This window comes from Aggregatibacter sp. (genome assembly GCF_057314075.1).
Map to the genome: position 1 here is coordinate 90,242 of NZ_DBHLAR010000012.1, position 18,112 is coordinate 108,353.

The 18,112-nt window shown below is 43.2% G+C and carries 16 protein-coding genes; 8 read left to right on the forward strand and 8 right to left on the reverse strand.

The window, feature by feature from the left end:
* Nucleotides 1-277: 277 nt before the first annotated feature.
* The gene (gene rlmB, locus ACO5E4_RS08985) at nucleotides 278-1,015 is read right to left on the reverse strand and encodes a 23S rRNA (guanosine(2251)-2'-O)-methyltransferase RlmB (protein WP_485862806.1); all 738 of its coding nucleotides are present in this window, start codon (nucleotides 1,013-1,015) and stop codon (nucleotides 278-280) included.
* Nucleotides 1,008-3,398 carry a ribonuclease R gene (gene rnr / locus ACO5E4_RS08990; protein ID WP_485862807.1) on the reverse strand — a complete coding sequence of 797 codons (2,391 nt, stop codon included), beginning with the start codon at nucleotides 3,396-3,398 and terminating at the stop codon, nucleotides 1,008-1,010. The genes rlmB and rnr overlap by 8 nt, the downstream gene beginning before the upstream one ends.
* A gap of 236 nt (nucleotides 3,399-3,634) precedes the next feature.
* On the opposite strand from rnr, the gene ACO5E4_RS08995 reads away from it, so the two are divergent.
* From ACO5E4_RS08995 to mreD, 3 genes are all read left to right on the forward strand, one after another.
* A complete protein-coding gene (locus ACO5E4_RS08995) occupies nucleotides 3,635-4,690 on the forward strand; it encodes a rod shape-determining protein (RefSeq protein ID WP_314956596.1) in 1,056 nt (351 codons plus the stop codon).
* Nucleotides 4,691-4,756: 66 nt separating this feature from the next.
* Complete coding sequence (gene mreC, locus ACO5E4_RS09000; protein WP_485862808.1) at nucleotides 4,757-5,821, forward strand: rod shape-determining protein MreC; 1,065 nt, start codon at nucleotides 4,757-4,759, stop codon at nucleotides 5,819-5,821.
* The gene (mreD, locus tag ACO5E4_RS09005; protein ID WP_485862809.1) at nucleotides 5,821-6,309 is read left to right on the forward strand and encodes a rod shape-determining protein MreD; all 489 of its coding nucleotides are present in this window, start codon (nucleotides 5,821-5,823) and stop codon (nucleotides 6,307-6,309) included. The genes mreC and mreD overlap by 1 nt, the downstream gene beginning before the upstream one ends.
* A gap of 46 nt (nucleotides 6,310-6,355) precedes the next feature.
* Here mreD and greB read toward each other — a convergent pair whose 3' ends face one another.
* On the reverse strand, nucleotides 6,356-6,835 hold the full coding sequence (gene greB / locus ACO5E4_RS09010; RefSeq protein WP_485862810.1) for a transcription elongation factor GreB: 480 nt from the start codon (nucleotides 6,833-6,835) through the stop codon (nucleotides 6,356-6,358).
* A gap of 112 nt (nucleotides 6,836-6,947) precedes the next feature.
* On the opposite strand from greB, the gene ACO5E4_RS09015 reads away from it, so the two are divergent.
* Nucleotides 6,948-9,266, forward strand: coding sequence for a Tex family protein (locus tag ACO5E4_RS09015; protein ID WP_485862811.1), 2,319 nt, complete (start codon nucleotides 6,948-6,950; stop codon nucleotides 9,264-9,266).
* Nucleotides 9,267-9,426: 160 nt separating this feature from the next.
* On the opposite strand, the gene tuf is transcribed toward ACO5E4_RS09015, so the two are convergent.
* The 4 genes from tuf to rpsL all read right to left on the reverse strand — a co-directional run bounded on the left by tuf (nucleotide 9,427) and on the right by rpsL (nucleotide 13,861).
* Nucleotides 9,427-10,611 carry an elongation factor Tu gene (gene tuf / locus ACO5E4_RS09020; protein WP_109092123.1) on the reverse strand — a complete coding sequence of 395 codons (1,185 nt, stop codon included), beginning with the start codon at nucleotides 10,609-10,611 and terminating at the stop codon, nucleotides 9,427-9,429.
* A 64-nt stretch (nucleotides 10,612-10,675) separates the two neighbouring features.
* Entirely contained in the window at nucleotides 10,676-12,778 is a 2,103-nt protein-coding gene (gene fusA, locus ACO5E4_RS09025) for an elongation factor G (RefSeq protein ID WP_021617120.1), read from the reverse strand.
* Between the two features lie 84 nt (nucleotides 12,779-12,862).
* Entirely contained in the window at nucleotides 12,863-13,333 is a 471-nt protein-coding gene (rpsG, locus tag ACO5E4_RS09030) for a 30S ribosomal protein S7 (protein WP_005555497.1), read from the reverse strand.
* 153 nt (nucleotides 13,334-13,486) lie between these two features.
* On the reverse strand, nucleotides 13,487-13,861 hold the full coding sequence (gene rpsL / locus ACO5E4_RS09035) for a 30S ribosomal protein S12 (RefSeq protein ID WP_005543325.1): 375 nt from the start codon (nucleotides 13,859-13,861) through the stop codon (nucleotides 13,487-13,489).
* 303 nt (nucleotides 13,862-14,164) lie between these two features.
* On the opposite strand from rpsL, the gene ACO5E4_RS09040 reads away from it, so the two are divergent.
* From ACO5E4_RS09040 to ACO5E4_RS09055, 4 genes are read left to right on the forward strand one after another with little or no spacing between them, the layout of a single operon-like run.
* Nucleotides 14,165-14,824: an amino acid ABC transporter permease gene (locus ACO5E4_RS09040; protein WP_485862812.1), complete on the forward strand. Its 660-nt coding sequence runs from the start codon at nucleotides 14,165-14,167 to the stop codon at nucleotides 14,822-14,824.
* Nucleotides 14,814-15,482, forward strand: coding sequence for an amino acid ABC transporter permease (locus ACO5E4_RS09045; RefSeq protein ID WP_485862837.1), 669 nt, complete (start codon nucleotides 14,814-14,816; stop codon nucleotides 15,480-15,482). Before ACO5E4_RS09040 ends, ACO5E4_RS09045 begins: the two co-directional genes overlap by 11 nt.
* Nucleotides 15,483-15,491: 9 nt before the next feature.
* Nucleotides 15,492-16,256: an amino acid ABC transporter ATP-binding protein gene (locus ACO5E4_RS09050; protein WP_485862813.1), complete on the forward strand. Its 765-nt coding sequence runs from the start codon at nucleotides 15,492-15,494 to the stop codon at nucleotides 16,254-16,256.
* Nucleotides 16,240-17,094, forward strand: a complete 855-nt coding sequence (locus ACO5E4_RS09055; protein WP_485862814.1) for a cysteine ABC transporter substrate-binding protein — start codon at nucleotides 16,240-16,242, stop codon at nucleotides 17,092-17,094. Before ACO5E4_RS09050 ends, ACO5E4_RS09055 begins: the two co-directional genes overlap by 17 nt.
* A gap of 60 nt (nucleotides 17,095-17,154) precedes the next feature.
* Here the strand turns inward: ACO5E4_RS09055 and ACO5E4_RS09060 are convergent.
* The coding region (locus ACO5E4_RS09060) for an autotransporter outer membrane beta-barrel domain-containing protein (protein ID WP_485862815.1) at nucleotides 17,155-18,112 on the reverse strand (958 nt) is incomplete at its 5' end.

Here is an 18,112-nt window from a genome sequence, read left to right on the forward strand (position 1 = left end):
ATATTGTCTTTATATGAAAAGAACGCAGGAATGATAAAGCAAATATAAAAACAGGAAAGCAAAATTATGGTGTTTTGTGAGAAATATCACAAAAATAATCGCACTTTTGATTGAATACGAAATGCTTGTCGTTGCTAATGAACATCGGCTGTTCATTTTCGCTCATGAATTGTAGGGGTAAATAAAAATAAACGCTGTTTTTAAGCGCTTATTTTGGTTTGGATGAGAAAAGTGCGGTCAAAAATCGCCTCACTTTTTCAATGTCTCACTCGCTAAATCAGCCTAACCGTTGGCGGACGATTTCAAACAAACAAACACCGGTCGCCACGGAGACATTGAGCGAAGACACCGAACCTGCCATTGGAATGCTGATGAGTTGATCGCAATGCTCACGGGTTAAGCGGCGCATGCCTTCGCCTTCTGCCCCCATGACCAATGCCAAGGCACCGGTGAGCTTGGTTTGATAGAGGGTTTCGGTGGCTTCACCGGCGGTGCCAACAACCCATACATTGTGTAGCGCTTGTAGATCACGTAGGGTGCGGGCAAGGTTAGTGACTCGAATAAGCGGTACATTTTCCGCTGCGCCACACGCCACTTTTCGCGCGGTCGAATTGAGTTGGGCAGATTTATCTTTGGGTACAATCACTGCAGTTACGCCTGCTGCATCTGCCGTTCGCAAACAAGCACCAAGGTTATGTGGATCGGTGACGCCATCTAAAACCAATAATAAAGGCGCGTTGTGTGTTTCGAGTAAACGATCCAAATCATGCTCATTTAATTCCGGTAACGGGTGCACTCGCGCAATAATGCCTTGGTGCACTTCGCCTTCCGCTTTTTTATCCAAGGTTTGGCGATTTAAAAATTGAACGGAAATGCCCAATCGTTGAATTTCATTAATCAAAGGCTGTAAACGTTGGTCGTCTCGGCCTTTTAACGCTAACACTTCAATTAAACGTTCCGGATGATTAGAGACAAATGCTTTTACTGCGTGGATGCCATAAATTGTTTCACTCATGTTTTTTCTTTCCCTTTTTCATTTTGGCAGCTTTGGATTTCATTTTAGAAACGTGACTTTTTTTGACTGCACTTTTTTCTGCTTTTACCTTTTTCTTGGTTGAAGTCTTCTTGGAAGGCTTTACTTCAGTTTTCTTGGCTTTGGTTCGTGCCGTTTTACCACTACGTTTCGGCTTGCGTTCACTTGAAATTAAGGAAAAATCAATTTGTTTTTGTTCTAAACTCACGGCTTCTACACGCACTTTCACCGCATCACCGAGACGGAAAATCATGCCGCTGTTTTCGCCGATAAGACGTTGTTTCGGCATATCGAATAAGTAGTAGTCATTTGCCAAACCGGAAATATGCACTAAGCCATCGATAAACAGATCATTCAAACGAACAAAGAAGCCGAAACCGGTCACCGAAGAAATGACACCGTCAAATTCTTCGCCCACATGATCTTGCATGTATTCGCATTTTAGCCAATCCGCCACTTCACGGGTGGCATCGTCGGCACGGCGTTCTGTAGAAGAACAATGCGCGCCAAAGCCATCCATTTCTTCAAGTTGATAATGGTATCCGCCGGTGTCGGTCGTTTTACGTTTAGAACCCTTCTGTTTCGCCAATAGGTATTTGATGCCACGATGCAACGTCAAATCCGGATAACGGCGAATCGGCGAGGTGAAATGGGCATATTCTTCTAATGCTAAACCGAAGTGACCGATGTTGTCGGCGCTATAAACTGCTTGACTCATGGAGCGTAGTAACATGGTTTGAATCAATTCGTGATCCGGGCGTGGTTTAATCTGTTCAAGTAACTGCGCATAATCGGTCGGTGTCGGTTTATTCCCACCGGATAGACTCAAGCCACATTCCGCCAAGAAACTGCGAAATGCCGTGAGTTTTTCTTCACCCGGTACGGCATGAATGCGGTACAGTGCCGGTTCTTGATGTTTCGCCATGAAGTTAGCAGACGCAATATTTGCCAAAATCATACATTCTTCAATAATTTTATGGGCATCGTTACGCACGACCGGCTCAATACGTTCAATACGTCCCAACGCATTGAAAATAAATTTGCTTTCAATTGTTTCAAATTCGATGGCGCCGCGCTGCCGGCGCGCTTTCACCAACGCCTGATACATGTCATGTAGATCTTGTAAATGAGGCACTAACGAGGCGTAACGTTCACAAAGTGCGGTGTCTTTTTCCAGTATTTTTGCTACTTTGTTATAAGTTAAACGGGCATGGGAATTCATCACCGCTTCGTAAAATTGGTAATCTGTCATTTTGCCTTTAGCGGAGAGCGTGATTTCACACACCATGCATAAGCGATCCACTTGTGGATTTAACGAACATAAACCATTGGAGAGTTTTTCCGGCAACATCGGCACGACGCGATTTGGGAAATAGACGGAATTGCCTCGATTATAGGCTTCCGTGTCCAATGCGCTTTTCGGTCGAACGTAATAGCTCACATCGGCAATGGCCACCCAAAGTTTCCAGCCTTTGCCTTGTTTTTGACAAAATACCGCATCGTCAAAATCGCGTGCATCTTCTCCATCAATGGTCACTAACGGCAAGTTACGCAAATCTACACGACCACGTTTAGCCTCTTCAGGTACGTCTTCAGCCCATTTTTTAAGTTGTTTTTCCACCGCACTTGGGAATACATGAGGAATGTCATGCTTGCGAATGGCAATTTCCACTTCCATGCCTTTCGCCATATTGTCACCCAGTACTTCGGTAATTTTGCCGATAGGTTGGAAAAACGGTGCTGTACGCGGGTGGAGTTCCACCACAACGACTTGCCCCATGCGGGCACCAAGACGGGCGTTATCAGGAATTAAAATATCGCGTGTAATACGGCTGTCGTCGGGCACCACATAACCGATGCCTTGTTCAAGGAAAAAACGACCGACAATTTGTTTTTTGTTCGCTTCCAATACACGCACAATGCGTATTTCCGGACGACCTTTGCGGTCAAATCCGTTAGGTTGCGCCAACACATAATCGCCGTGCATGACTTTCTGCATTTGTACGTTGGGAATGAAAAAGTCTTCTTTTTTGCCTTCGACTTGTAAAAAACCGAAGCCTTCTCGATGTCCAATCACCATGCCTTTAAGTAAATCCAGTTTTTCCGGTAAGGCATAGCATTTACGTTTGGTGAAAACTAACTGACCGTCATTTTCCATGGCGCGTAAACGACGGCGCATAGCTTCTTGTTGTTCTTCATTTACAATGGCAAGGGTTTTAAAAATCTCCTCTTTGCTCATAGGAGAATTCTGTTTGCGAATCACTTGCAGAATAAAGTCACGACTCGGAATCGGATTGTCATATTTTGCCAATTCCTTCGCATAATTCGGATCTTGCAATATCGCTTTGTTTGTTTTTTTCGCCATAATTTTCTTTTCATTAAATAAAGTGCGGTCAGTTTACACGCTGTTTTGTCTAAAGCAAGGGAAATTGCGGTTCAACAGCTTATGGAAAAGCATCAAACTCATCGTTAAATTGTAATTTTTTGCCGTCGAAACATAAAATTTTCTGTTATAGGCTCGCATTTTTTGGTACATTTAGCGCAATTTTTTAACGCTCAAAAATGAGCTTGTTTTATTCAATTTAGTTCAGTGGAATACGTATGTTATTTAAAAAAATTCGCGGTTTATTTTCTAACGATCTTTCTATCGATCTTGGTACGGCAAATACATTAATTTATGTGAAAGGACAAGGTATCGTCCTTGACGAGCCTTCTGTCGTTGCGATTCGTCGCGATCGTAGCGGCTCATTAAAAAGTATTGCTGCAGTAGGTAAAGAAGCGAAACAAATGTTAGGACGTACACCAAAAAGTATCGAAGCTATCCGTCCGATGAAAGATGGCGTGATTGCAGACTTTTTCGTGACCGAAAAAATGTTACAGTACTTTATTAAACAGGTACACAGCGGCAACTTCATGCGTCCAAGTCCTCGTGTGTTGATTTGTGTGCCGGCAGGTGCAACTCAAGTAGAACGTCGTGCTATTAAAGAATCTGCAATGGGCGCTGGTGCCCGTGAAGTGTATTTAATTGAAGAACCAATGGCAGCAGCTATTGGTGCAAAATTACCGGTTTCAACTGCAACAGGTTCTATGGTAATTGATATCGGTGGTGGTACGACAGAAGTTGCGGTAATTTCTTTAAACGGCATCGTTTATTCTTCTTCTGTGCGCATTGGTGGTGATAGTTTCGATGAAGCTATCGTGTCTTATGTGCGTAAAAACTTTGGTTCCATTATTGGTGAACCAACCGCTGAACGTATTAAACAAGAAATTGGTATTGCGTACATTCAAGAAGGCGATGAAATCAAACAAATGGAAGTGCATTGTTCCAATATTGCAGAAGGTGCACCACGTTCCATTACATTAACCTCTCAAGATGTTTTAGAAGCGATTCGTCAACCGTTGAGTGGCATTGTTGCGGCAGTACGCACCGCATTAGAGGAGTGCCAACCGGAGCATGCAGCCGATATTTTTGAGCGTGGCATGGTGTTAACCGGTGGTGGCGCCTTGTTGCGCAATATTGATATGTTGTTAGCGAAAGAATCCGGCGTGCCGACCATTGTGGCGGAAGACCCGTTGACTTGTGTTGCTCGTGGTGGCGGTGAGGCCTTGGATATGATTGATATGCACGGCGGCGATATTTTCAGCGACGAAATTTAAGCCTGATGAACAAGAAAAAGTGCGGTTAAAAATGACCGCACTTTTATTTAGTCGGAATTGACGACAATGAAACCTATCTTCGGTAAAACCCCTCCCTTAGGATTGAAACTCTTTTTAGCGGTTACTGCTTCTGTCGGTTTAATTCTATCTGACGGACAAACAAACGCGATAATTCAAGTCCGCGGCTTTTTAGAAACAGCGGTTGGAAGTCTCTATTATTTAGCGAATACGCCGCGTGCGGTGTTAGATGGGGTTTCTGATAACTTGGTGGATACCAATAAACTGCAAATTGAAAATCGTGTGTTAAAAGAACAGTTGCGTGAAAAAAATGCTGATTTACTTTTGCTTGATCAACTCAGAGTTGAAAACCAACGTTTACGTTTATTGCTAAATTCACCGTTACGAACCGATGAGTATAAAAAAATTGCAGAAGTGTTGACTGCCGAAACAGATGTTTATCGTCAACAAATCGTGATTAATCAAGGTGAAAAAGACGGGGCTTATGTTGGTCAGCCGGTGATTGATGAAAAGGGTGTTGTCGGACAAATTATTTCTGTGGGAGAAAACACCAGTCGTATTTTGTTGATTACCGATGTGACGCATGCGGTTCCGGTTCAAGTATTGCGTAATGATGTTCGTTTGATTGCCAACGGGACAGGGCATGGTGACGAATTGACACTAGATAATGTGCCACGTTCTGTTGATATTGAAAAAGGCGATTTATTGGTGACATCCGGTTTAGGCGGACGTTTCTTAGAAGGATATCCGGTGGCGATCGTAGAATCGGTTTCTCGAAATGGGAAAAATTATTTTGCGACGGTCACAGCAAAACCGTTGGCTTCTATTGATAAATTGCGTTATGTGCTTTTATTGTGGCCAACAAACGAGGATATGCGTAAAGCGAAAACGATTACACCGGAAGAAGTGCGTAAAGTGGTTCAACAACGTCTTAATAATCAAGGTTCCGAAGCCAATAAAGTGAAAAAAACGGTGGTGCCGGAAGAAAATGAACCGAGCAATATGACATCCCCATTACCGACAGAATATATGCCGGCAGAAGCACCGACGGATGCGCAAAATGAGATTAATCATCCGCCGCTACCAAACCAATCTCACAGAGAGGAAGATTAATGCAAGGTCGATTTTTCTTTCAATGTCTTGTGCTGGCGGCGATTTTTGCGATTGCATTGGTGATGGAATTAGCACCATGGCCATCCGGTTTCCAGAGTTTTAAACCGGCATGGATTGTTTTAGTATTTGCCTATTGGGCCTTGTCAATTCCACATAAAGTCAGCATTGGCTGGGCGTTTATTATCGGTATTATTTGGGATATGGTGCTCGGTTCAACACTCGGGGTACATGCCTTAGTGATGTCTTTATTCGCGTATCTTATTACTCGACACCATTTACGGTTACGTAACCTTTCATTATGGATGCAAAGTTTGTTGCTGGTGGGCTTTGTTTTCGCGATTCGAGTCAGTATTTTCTTGATTGAATCTGTTTTACATAGTGCCAATTTTAACTGGCAAGAAATTTTCGGGGCGTTGGCTAGTGGTGTGCTTTGGCCTTGGATTTTCTTACTCCTCCGAAAAATTCGCCGTTATTTAAGTTTGAGTTAATGTGCGCAGAAAATCTACAGCATTTTCTGACCGCACTTTACCATAACTAAACTTTTTCATACCAAATACGGTTTACGTATAGCTGAATCTTACCGGAAGGCGTTTCTACGCTAATTTCGTCGTCTTCTTCTTTACCAATTAAGGCGCGCGCCACCGGTGAATCAATGGAAATCCAGTTTTTCGCCGGATCAAATTCATCACAACCTACAATGCGATACTGTTTAACTTCGCCATCTTCGTTTTCTAGTTCCACCCACGCGCCGAAAAACACTTTGCCTTCTTGCTTTGGTGAATAATCCACGATTTGTAGTACTTCCAGCCGTTTAGTGAGAAAGCGTACACGGCGGTCAATTTCCCGCAAGCGGCGTTTACCGTAAATATATTCCGCATTTTCACTGCGATCGCCCAATGCGGCAGCATCAGATACCGCCTGTGTGACTTGCGGGCGTTCTTCTTTCCATAAATATTTCAATTCTTGATCAAGGGCGTTCCAGCCTTGACGAGTGATGTAATTTGACTTTGCCATTATCCTGTCCTCAATTGCCGTAAAATTATACCGAAAAAGGAACAAACATTTGAGCCTCTTGCGCAAAAACAGTATGCTATGCCCGTTTTTTCATTCTTAAGAAGTACATATCATGTTAAACCAGCAAATTAGCCAACTTATCGCGCAAGAGTTAAATGTACGCGATAGTCAAATTCTTGCCGCCATTCAATTATTAGATGATGGCAACACGATTCCTTTTATTGCCCGTTATCGTAAAGAAGCCACCGGCGGCTTAGATGATACACAACTACGTCATTTTGAAACCCGCTTAATTTATTTACGCGAATTGGAAGACCGCCGCCAAACCATTTTGAAATCCATTGAGGAACAAGGCAAATTAACGGATGAATTGCGTGACAAAATCCAAACCACGCAAAGTAAAACCGAGCTGGAAGATTTGTATTTACCGTTTAAACCAAAACGCCGTACGAAAGGCCAAATTGCCATTGAGGCGGGGCTTGAGCCATTGGCAGATTTACTTTGGAACGAGCCAAAAACAGAACCGGAAACCACCGCACTTGATTATGTGAATGCAAAGAAAGGGGTAGCAAATGTTAAGGCTGCATTAGACGGTGCTCGTTATATTTTGATGGAACGTTTTGCCGAAGACGCCGGATTATTGGCGAAAGTGCGCGATTATTTAAGTAAAAATGCGCTGATTGTTTCTAAGGTGATTGAGGGCAAAGAGGCGGAAGGTGCGAAATTCCAAGATTATTTTGATCACCAAGAGCTGCTTAAAAATGTGCCGTCTCACCGCGCTTTGGCGATGTTCCGTGGACGTAATGAAAGCATTTTACAATTAAGTTTGAATGCGGACCCGGAAGCGGAAGAGGGCAGTCGCCAAAGCTATTGTGAAGAGATTATTCGTGATTATTTAGGTGTTCGTTTCACTGGTCAGCCGGCGGATAAATGGCGTGAGCAAGTGATTGCGTGGACATGGAAAATTAAAGTGGCGTTGCATTTGGAAACGGAACTCATGGCAACCTTGCGTGAGAAAGCGGAAGAGGAAGCCATTGATGTATTTGCCCGAAATCTGACCGCACTTTTAATGGCGGCACCGGCAGGCGCGAAAAATACAATGGGGTTAGACCCGGGGCTACGTACCGGCGTGAAAGTGGCGGTGGTAGATAACACCGGTAAGTTATTGGCAACCGATACCATTTATCCGCATACCGGGCAGATGGATCGCGCGATGTTATCTATTTTCCAATTAATTAAGCAGCATAACGTAGAATTGATTGCTATCGGAAATGGGACAGCCTCTCGTGAGACTGAACGTTTCGCCAAAGATGTGATCAAGGAAATTAAAGAAAATAAACCACAAACAGTGGTGGTTAGCGAAGCGGGCGCTTCCGTCTATTCCGCTTCGGAATTGGCAGCACAGGAATTTCCCGATTTGGATGTATCCTTGCGTGGCGCGGTGTCCATTGCCCGTCGCTTGCAGGATCCATTGGCGGAATTGGTGAAAATCGAGCCGAAAGCCATTGGCGTGGGGCAATATCAACATGATGTAAATCAAAGCCAATTAGCGCGTAAATTGGATGCGGTGGTGGAAGACTGTGTAAACGCTGTTGGTGTGGACTTAAACACCGCCTCTGTGCCGTTATTGGCGCGAGTGGCGGGGATGACTAAAACCATTGCTCAAAATATCGTGGCATATCGTGATGAAAACGGGCGTTTTGACAGCCGTGAGCAACTGAAAAAAGTGCCTCGTTTAGGCCCGAAAGCTTTCGAGCAATGTGCAGGGTTTATGCGTATCGCTGCAGGCGATAATCCGTTAGATGCCTCCGGTGTACACCCGGAAGCCTATCCTGTGGTCGAAAAAATTCTACAAGCAACAGAACAATCGATTCAGGCTTTAATGGGCAATGCAGGATTAGTGCGCCAGCTTGATGCAAAACAGTTTACCGATGAGCAATTTGGTTTGCCGACAGTGCAGGATATTTTCAAAGAATTGGAAAAACCGGGACGCGACCCGCGCGGTGAATTTAAAACTGCCACTTTCGCTGAGGGCGTGGAAGAAATCACAGATTTGAAAGCAGGTATGATCTTAGAAGGTACGGTCACCAACGTGACTAATTTCGGTGCCTTTGTGGATATTGGCGTACACCAAGACGGCTTGGTTCATATTTCTTCCCTTAGCGATAAATTTGTGGAAGATCCGCATCAAGTGGTGAAAACCGGTGATGTCGTAAAAGTGAAAGTATTGGAAGTGGATGTGGCGCGTCGTCGTATTGCATTAACCATGCGTTTAGATGAAAGTGCGGTGAAAAATGATGGCAAATCTGACCGCACTTTATCCGCAAAACCGCGTTCTGATAATGCCCGCCAAGACCGTAGTAATTCGCCGCGAGCAAATAATGCAATGGGCAATGCCTTTGCAAATGCGCTGAAGAATTGGAAGAGATAGCTGATACTAGTTCAGTAAAAATATTAAAAATTGTGACCGTACTTTATTTCATTAAAGTGCGGTCATTTTTTTATTGTGTTTTCATCAGATTCGTTTTATCAAGATGATAAAAATAAAAAGGTGTATCATTCGATACGCCTTTTCAATTGGGTTTTATCAATTATTTGATAATTTTAGCTACCACGCCAGCACCTACTGTACGGCCACCTTCACGGATAGCGAAACGTAAACCTTGGTCCATCGCGATTGGGTGGATTAAGGATACGGTCATTTTGATGTTATCGCCAGGCATAACCATTTCCACACCTTCCGGTAACTCGATAGTACCGGTTACGTCAGTTGTACGGAAATAGAATTGTGGACGGTAACCTTTGAAGAATGGAGTATGACGACCACCTTCTTCTTTGGATAATACGTACACTTCAGATTCGAAATCAGTGTGTGGAGTGATTGAACCTGGTTTCGCTAATACTTGACCACGTTCGATTTCTTCACGTTTTGTACCACGTAATAATGCACCGATGTTTTCACCTGCACGACCTTCGTCAAGTAATTTACGGAACATTTCAACACCGGTTACGGTTGTTTTCGCAGTTGGTTTGATACCTACGATTTCAACTTCATCACCAGTACGGATGATACCACGCTCTACACGACCAGTTACTACTGTACCACGACCGGAAATAGAGAACACGTCTTCAATTGGAAGAAGGAACGGTTGGTCGATTGCACGCTCAGGTTCAGGAATGTAAGTATCTAATGCTTGAGCTAATTCAAGGATTTTTTCTTCCCATTCTGCTACGCCGTTTAACGCTTGTAATGCAGAACCACGAATGATTGGTGTATCGTCACCCGGGAAGTCATATTGAGAAAGAAGTTCACGAACTTCCATTTCAACTAATTCTAATAACTCTTCGTCATCTACCATGTCGCATTTGTTTAAGAATACGATGATGTAAGGAACACCTACTTGGCGACCTAATAAGATGTGCTCACGAGTTTGTGGCATAGGACCATCAGTTGCTGCTACTACTAAGATAGCACCATCCATTTGCGCCGCACCGGTAATCATGTTTTTAACATAGTCGGCGTGTCCCGGACAGTCAACGTGTGCGTAGTGACGTGTTGGAGTGTCGTATTCAACGTGGGATGTATTGATGGTGATACCACGCGCTTTTTCTTCCGGCGCGTTATCGATTTGGTCGAATGCACGAGCTGCACCACCGTAGTGTTTTGCTAATACGGTTGTGATAGCTGCAGTTAAAGTGGTTTTACCATGGTCAACGTGGCCGATTGTACCCACGTTAACGTGCGGTTTTGTACGTTCAAATTTTTCTTTAGACACGATTAAGTTTCCTCAATATATAAGCCCACAAGCCGATATGGCTTGTGGCCTTAGTTAAACAAAATTATTTTTTACGAGCTTCAATAACTGCTTCAGCCACGTTTTTCGGTGCTTCAGCATATTTTAATGGTTCCATTGAGTAGGAAGCACGACCTTGAGTTTGGGAACGTAAGTCGGTTGCATAACCAAACATTTCAGAAAGCGGAACTTCAGCGTCGATTTTAACAACGAATTCGTTTGCTTCTTGACCGTTTACCATCGCGCGACGACGGCTCAAGTCACCGATTACGTCACCTACATATTCAGGTGGAGTTTCTACTTCAACTTTCATGATTGGCTCAAGTAAAACTGGGTTTGCTTTTGCGAATGCCGCTTTAAATGCTAAAGATGCTGCAAGTTTAAACGCCAATTCAGAAGAGTCCACATCATGGTATGAACCGAAGTGTAAACGAACACCGATATCAACTACTGGGTAACCCGCTAATGGACCAGATTTAAGTTGCTCTTGAATACCTTTGTCAACTGCTGGGATGTATTCACCAGGGATTACACCACCTTTGATTTCGTTAACAAATTCATAGCCTGGACCTTCCGGCTCTAATGGGTACAAGTCGATAACAACATGACCATATTGACCGCGACCACCAGATTGTTTTGCGTGTTTACCTTCTACATCGTTAACACGAGTACGAATTGTTTCACGGTAAGATACTTGTGGTTTACCAATGTTAGCTTCCACTTTGAATTCACGTTTCATACGGTCAACGATGATATCCAAGTGTAACTCACCCATACCGGAAATAATGGTTTCACCGGATTCTTCATCGGTGTGAACACGGAATGACGGGTCTTCTTGTGCAAGACGACCTAATGCAAGCCCCATTTTTTCTTGGTCTGCTTTTGTTTTTGGCTCTACTGCAACAGAGATTACCGGCTCAGGGAATTCCATACGTTCAAGGATGATTGGTGCTTCAATTGCACATAATGTATCACCTGTTGTTACATCTTTTAGGCCGATTGCCGCAGCGATATCGCCCGCGCGAACTTCTTTAATTTCTTCACGTTTATTTGCGTGCATCTGTACGATACGACCAAAACGTTCACGTTTTTGACGTACAGAGTTTAATACGGTATCACCAGAATTAATTACACCGGAATATACACGGAAGAAGGTTAAGTTACCTACGAATGGGTCAGTTGCAATTTTGAACGCTAATGAAGAGAATGGCTCTTCATCGCTTGCATGACGCTCTCCTTCAGTTTCGTCAGGGTTGATACCTTTGATTGCTGGAATATCTGTTGGTGCCGGTAAGTATTCAACAACCGCATCAAGCATAGCTTGAACACCTTTGTTTTTGAATGCTGAACCACAAGTTACCAAGATGATTTCGTTTGCTAATACGCGTTGACGAAGACCTGCTTTGATCTCTTCTTCGCTTAACTCTTCACCACCAAGATATTTTTCCATTAATTCTTCGGAAGCTTCCGCTGCTGCTTCAACAAGGTTTTGACGCCATTCTTCGCAAGCGGCTTGCATATCTGCAGGCACATCTTCATAAGTGAAAGTCATCCCTTGGTCAGCTTCATTCCAGTTAATTGATTTCATCTTGATTAAATCAACAACACCGGTGAAGTTTTCTTCTGAACCCACAGGTAATTGAAGAGGAACAGCATTTGCACCTAAACGGGTTTTTAATTGATCAACTACGCGTAGGAAGTTAGCGCCAGTACGGTCCATTTTGTTTACAAACGCGATACGTGGAACTTGATATTTGTTTGCTTGACGCCATACAGTTTCAGACTGAGGTTGAACACCACCAACCGCGCAGTAAACCATCACCGCACCATCAAGAACACGCATTGAACGTTCTACTTCAACAGTAAAGTCTACGTGTCCCGGGGTATCGATAACATTAATACGGTGTTGTGGAAACTGTTGTGACATACCAGACCAGAATGCAGTCGTTGCAGCAGAGGTAATGGTAATACCACGTTCTTGTTCCTGTTCCATCCAGTCCATGGTTGCTGCACCATCGTGTACTTCACCAATTTTGTGACTTACACCGGTGTAGAATAAGATACGTTCAGTGGTAGTAGTTTTACCTGCATCAATATGCGCACTAATACCAATATTACGATATCTTTCGATAGGGGTTGTACGAGCCATTATTATAACCTTGTTTAATTTAATATCAGTTTATATAAGGGTAAGGCTTCATCTAAGATGAAGCCCTTAAATCTTAAAAGCGTATTACCAGCGATAATGAGCAAATGCTTTGTTCGCTTCAGCCATACGGTGAACATCTTCGCGTTTCTTAACTGCCGCACCTTTATTTTCAGATGCATCAGATAATTCGTTCGCTAAGCGTAAAGCCATGGATTTATCACCGCGTTTACGAGCTGCTTCGACGATCCAACGCATACCTAATGCGTTACGGCGAACCGGACGAACTTCAACCGGCACTTGGTAAGTAGAACCACCTACACGACGGGATTTCACTTCCACAGTTGGACGTACATTTTCTAATGCTGCTTCGAAAGCTTCTAAAGCTTCTTTACCGGTACGTTGAGCTAGTGTGTCTAATGCGTTATAAACGATAGATTCTGCGATAGATTTTTTACCATCTACCATGATGACATTGATAAATTTAGCAAGTAATTCTGAGCCGAACTTCGGATCCGGTAAAATCTTGCGTTGTTCAATACTACGACGACGTGGCATTGCGAATTTCTCCGTTTTTATAATCTTCAGGGTATCCCAAAACTCGATAAAAATTAACCGCACTTTTGGTATAAGGGGCTAATTAGATACTGGAGTTTGCGATTTAAATAAGTTTTACTAATTTAGCGTTTGGCCTTACTTAACGGAGAACCATTAAGCTTTAGGACGTTTAACGCCGTATTTAGAACGACCTTGTTTACGATCTTTCACGCCTGCGCAGTCTAATGCGCCGCGTACGGTGTGATAACGCACACCAGGTAAGTCTTTAACACGACCGCCACGGATAAGCACAACACTGTGCTCTTGAAGGTTATGACCTTCACCGCCGATGTATGAGGTTACTTCGAAACCATTGGTTAAACGAATACGGCATACTTTACGTAATGCTGAGTTCGGTTTTTTAGGTGTAGTTGTGTATACACGGGTGCATACACCACGTTTCTGCGGACAGGCCTCTAATGCAGGAACGTTACTTTTTACAACCTTTTTCACACGCGGTTTGCGTACTAGCTGGTTGATTGTTGCCATTAAAAAACTCCAGTTTAATAAAATTCATTAAAGAATGTTGTTTTACAAATCTGTCCATACAAGAACAGACCGTGTATTCTAATCTTCAAAGTGTAGGCTGTCAACTGATTCTAATTATCGTAATTTTGTTATTGCATATAAACAAAAATCAAAAAAAAATGGTCCTCACTTGGCCTTGATTCATATATAAAAATAAAGCAAATGTTAAATTTCTTTAGGTTATAAGATATGTGAATTTGATCTTTCCATCTGAAATTATCTTATTTTTATAATGCATAAACGTTCACGTATTTTGGAATAGTCATGAATTGGCAGTATATTTGGAATATCATCCCTAGATTTGTTGATGCAACATTTATCACTTTACAACTTTCTTTCTGGGCGATTGTACTTTCGTTGTTCATCGGTTTTTTCTGCGCCATTGTGACGACATATAAAGTGTGTATGCTCAATCCCATTGTGAAATTTTATATTGAATTTTCCCGCAACACGCCTTTGTTGATTCAGGTTTTTTTCCTGTATTTCGGCTTATCTAAGGTGGGTGTTAAATTAGACGGCTTTACTTGTGCGGTGATTGGCCTTGCGTTTTTAGGGGGAAGTTATATGTCAGAAGCCATTCGGGGTGGTTTGGAAGCGATTCCCCGTGCTCAGTTGGAATCCGCTTTAAGTTTAGGATTGACGCCGGTACAAGCCTTTCGTTACGTATTATTCCCTCAAGCCTTTGCTATCGCTACGCCGGCCATTGGTGCTAATTGCTTATTTTTAATGAAAGAAACTTCCGTAGTGAGTGCGATTGCCATTGCTGAGTTGATGTTTATGGCAAAGGAAATTATTGGCATGGATTACAAAACGAATGAAGCTCTATTTTTATTGGTCGTATTTTATTTAATGATTTTATTGCCGGTGTCTTTATTTGTTGCATATTTGGAACGCCGTACACGGAGAGCAAAATATGGGGCTTAATGTGTTATTTGAAGGGAGCAACTTTGAGCGATTACTGGGCGGATTATGGGTGACGGCCAAAATTGCCTTTGTTTCCGTTTTTTTCGCTTGTGTTCTTGGTGTAATTCTCGGTTTATTAATGACAAACAAGAGCCGGGGCATTCGCGCCCTTTGCCGCTTTTATTTGGAATTTGTCCGTATTATTCCTTTGTTGGTCCTACTCTTTATTACCTATTTTGGCGTGGCGAAATGGTTCAATACGCATATTGATGGCGTTACCGTATGTATTTTGGTCTTTATTTTTTGGGGCACGGCGGAAATGGGCGATTTGGTGCGGGGCGCATTAACTTCTATTGAAAAACATCAAGTAGAATCCGCCCAGGCGTTAGGTTTAACGTCGCTACAGACTTTTCGTTATATTTTATTGCCACAAAGTTTGAAACGCGTTACGCCAAGCGCTATTAACTTGTTTACACGCATGGTGAAAACCAGCTCGCTTGCTATGTTAATCGGTGTATTGGAAGTAATTAAAGTTGGGCAACAGATTATTGAAACCTCCCTGTTTACGGAACCCTCCGCTGCCTTGTGGATTTATGGTGTGATTTTCTTGTTATATTTTGTGATTTGCTATCCGTTATCCTTATTTTCACGTTATTTAGAAACCTATTGGGAAAAATAGAAGGTGTGTATGCCCTTATTAGAAATTAAAAATTTAGTGAAATATTACGGCGACACCCTTGCCTTAAATGGAATTAATTTATCCGTTGAAAAAGGCGAAGTGGTGGTAATTTTAGGCCCATCTGGCTGCGGTAAAAGTACGCTCTTACGTTGTATTAACGGCTTAGAAGAGATAAAGAGCGGTCAATTAATTTTGCAAAATGAAGGAGCGTTGGGTAAAGACTTGCCTTGGGTGAAAGCCCGTCAACATATCGGCATGGTGTTCCAGAGCTACGAATTATTTCCGCATATGTCGGTCATCGATAATATTTTGCTTGGTCCGCTCAAAGTGCAGAAACGCCAGCGTGCCGAGGTGGAAGCTCAAGCCCATATATTACTGAAACGGGTTGGATTGTTTGAGCGTAAAAATGCCTATCCGCGCGAGTTATCGGGCGGACAGAAACAACGCATTGCCATTGTGCGTTCTTTGTGTATGAACCCCGATATTATGCTGTTTGACGAAGTCACTGCCGCACTTGACCCGGAAATGGTGCGTGAAGTGTTGGATGTGATTTTAGGCTTGGCGAAAGACGGCATGACGATGCTTATCGTGACCCATGAAATGTCCTTTGCCCGCCAAGTGGCGAATCGCATTGTGTTTATGGATAAAGGACAAATCGTTGAACAGGCTTCGCCATCGGATTTCTTCACTAATCCGCAAACCGACCGTGCGAAAACCTTTCTTAACATTTTAAATTACGAACCAAGAGGAGTTAACTATGAACAAAACATTTAAAAAAGTGACCGCACTTTTCGCCACCGCATTATTGGCAATGGGCCTAACCGCTTGCAACGATAAAGAGGGCAAAACGGAATCGGCGACCTCGTCAACGATTGAGCAACTCAAACAAGCCGGCAAAGTGCGTATCGGCGTATTTAGTGACAAACCGCCATTCGGCTATGTGGATAGTCAAGGCAAAAGCCAAGGATTTGACGTGGAAATCGCCAAAGCCATCACCAAAGATTTATTGGGCGATGAAAATAAAGCGGAATACGTGTTAGTTGAAGCTGCCAACCGCGTGGAATACCTCACCTCCAATAAAGTGGACATTATCCTTGCCAACTTCACCGTTACGCCTGCCCGTGCGGAAGTGGTGGATTTCGCGAAACCTTACATGAAAGTAGCCTTAGGTGTGGTGTCAAAAGACGGATCAGTGATTACCGATGTGAACCAATTAAAAGGCAAAACCTTGTTAATCAATAAAGGTACCACCGCAGATGCGTATTTCACTAAAAATTATCCTGACATCAAACTGTTGAAATTTGAGCAAAATACCGAAACCTTCGAAGCTTTACGTGACGGTCGTGGCGATGCGCTTGCCCATGACAACACATTATTGTTCGCATGGGCAAAAGAAAATCCCGGCTTTACGGTGGGCGTGAAAAACTTAGGTGATCAAGATTTCATTGCGCCGGCAGTGAGAAAAGGGGATACCGAATTGTTGAACTGGTTAAATGCTGAAATTGAAAAATTAGGGAAACAAGGCGTGTTAAAACAAGCTTACGAAAAAACCTTAAAGCCAATTTATGGTGATGCCATTACGGAAGCAGATGTGGTGGTTGAGTATAAATAATCTACATTAATAAAAAGAAAAATGCGCTTAAAACTAAGCGCATTTTTTATTCATTTTAAACTACCATTGGAAGCGATAGACGGCTTGTACGCCAAATGGTTGCTTGATGTGTTTGCCGTCTGCGCGATTCACTTCTACTCCCATTCGGTGATTGCCAAAACCGGCGTTAAAACCGACCGCACTTGTAAACCGACCGCGATAACTTTCTACATTGAGTTGGCTACCATTGTAGTTAATATCGCTGTGGCGGAGGCGTGTCGTGATCGCATTCGCTTCCGCATAAGGTTGAAGTTCCCATCCTTGGCTCAACTCGAAGGTTTTGGCAAGGCGTAAACCGATTCGAGAAGAAATGGCAGATAAGCTATCTTCTTTTTCTTTACCGTTAATATGCGTCCAAGCCAATTGCGCTTGTGGAGTCACGGTCCATGCACCGGCTAATTGGAATTGTTTGCCGATTTCACTGCTTAATGTGTAAGCGTTGTAACGGTGTTTTTCCGTATGATTTGAGTTTGCGGTTAAGCGACTATATTGCGCAATATTATCTAAATAGACACCATTGTCAGCCATGTAAGTCCCGTAAACCCCAATGGCTTGTCCTTTCACTTTTCCGTTGCCGTAATGATTGTTGAAGTCAATATTGGCTTGGCTGTGTCCGACAAATCCGCCTAAACGCACCTTATCTGTTGCTGCAACATCCGCGCCAATTTGTAAGCTATGTACGTTTTGCTTAAAGCCGGAAGTTTGACTTTCACCCGTGGAAAGTGCGGTGAATTTTTGATGTGAATTAACGTTTTTCACCCAAATATTGCCTTTCTCACCGGTTCTAATTTCACCTAAACGTTGGTGAATGCCGTTCAATTCATTTTCGACCATCAGTAATTCCGCTTGGCGAAGAGACACTTGTGCGTTTGCGCGCTCAAGTAGTTGTGCGGTCGCCGGTAAAGATGGTGTAATACTTGGCTGTGGCTGTGGCTGTGGCTGTGGCTGTGGCTGTGGCTGTGGCTGTGGCTGTGGCTGT

Bases quoted from the DNA above. Each gene is read 5' to 3' on its own strand.
- rlmB (WP_485862806.1), bottom strand. From the start codon at position 1,015: ATGAGTGAAACAATTTATGGCATCCACGCAGTAAAAGCATTTGTCTCT.
- rnr (WP_485862807.1), bottom strand. From the start codon at position 3,398: ATGGCGAAAAAAACAAACAAAGCGATATTGCAAGATCCGAATTATGCG.
- ACO5E4_RS08995 (WP_314956596.1), top strand. From the start codon at position 3,635: ATGTTATTTAAAAAAATTCGCGGTTTATTTTCTAACGATCTTTCTATC.
- mreC (WP_485862808.1), top strand. From the start codon at position 4,757: ATGAAACCTATCTTCGGTAAAACCCCTCCCTTAGGATTGAAACTCTTT.
- mreD (WP_485862809.1), top strand. From the start codon at position 5,821: ATGCAAGGTCGATTTTTCTTTCAATGTCTTGTGCTGGCGGCGATTTTT.
- greB (WP_485862810.1), bottom strand. From the start codon at position 6,835: ATGGCAAAGTCAAATTACATCACTCGTCAAGGCTGGAACGCCCTTGAT.
- ACO5E4_RS09015 (WP_485862811.1), top strand. From the start codon at position 6,948: ATGTTAAACCAGCAAATTAGCCAACTTATCGCGCAAGAGTTAAATGTA.
- fusA (WP_021617120.1), bottom strand. From the start codon at position 12,778: ATGGCTCGTACAACCCCTATCGAAAGATATCGTAATATTGGTATTAGT.
- rpsG (WP_005555497.1), bottom strand. From the start codon at position 13,333: ATGCCACGTCGTCGTAGTATTGAACAACGCAAGATTTTACCGGATCCG.
- rpsL (WP_005543325.1), bottom strand. From the start codon at position 13,861: ATGGCAACAATCAACCAGCTAGTACGCAAACCGCGTGTGAAAAAGGTT.
- ACO5E4_RS09040 (WP_485862812.1), top strand. From the start codon at position 14,165: ATGAATTGGCAGTATATTTGGAATATCATCCCTAGATTTGTTGATGCA.
- ACO5E4_RS09045 (WP_485862837.1), top strand. From the start codon at position 14,814: ATGGGGCTTAATGTGTTATTTGAAGGGAGCAACTTTGAGCGATTACTG.
- ACO5E4_RS09050 (WP_485862813.1), top strand. From the start codon at position 15,492: ATGCCCTTATTAGAAATTAAAAATTTAGTGAAATATTACGGCGACACC.
- ACO5E4_RS09055 (WP_485862814.1), top strand. From the start codon at position 16,240: ATGAACAAAACATTTAAAAAAGTGACCGCACTTTTCGCCACCGCATTA.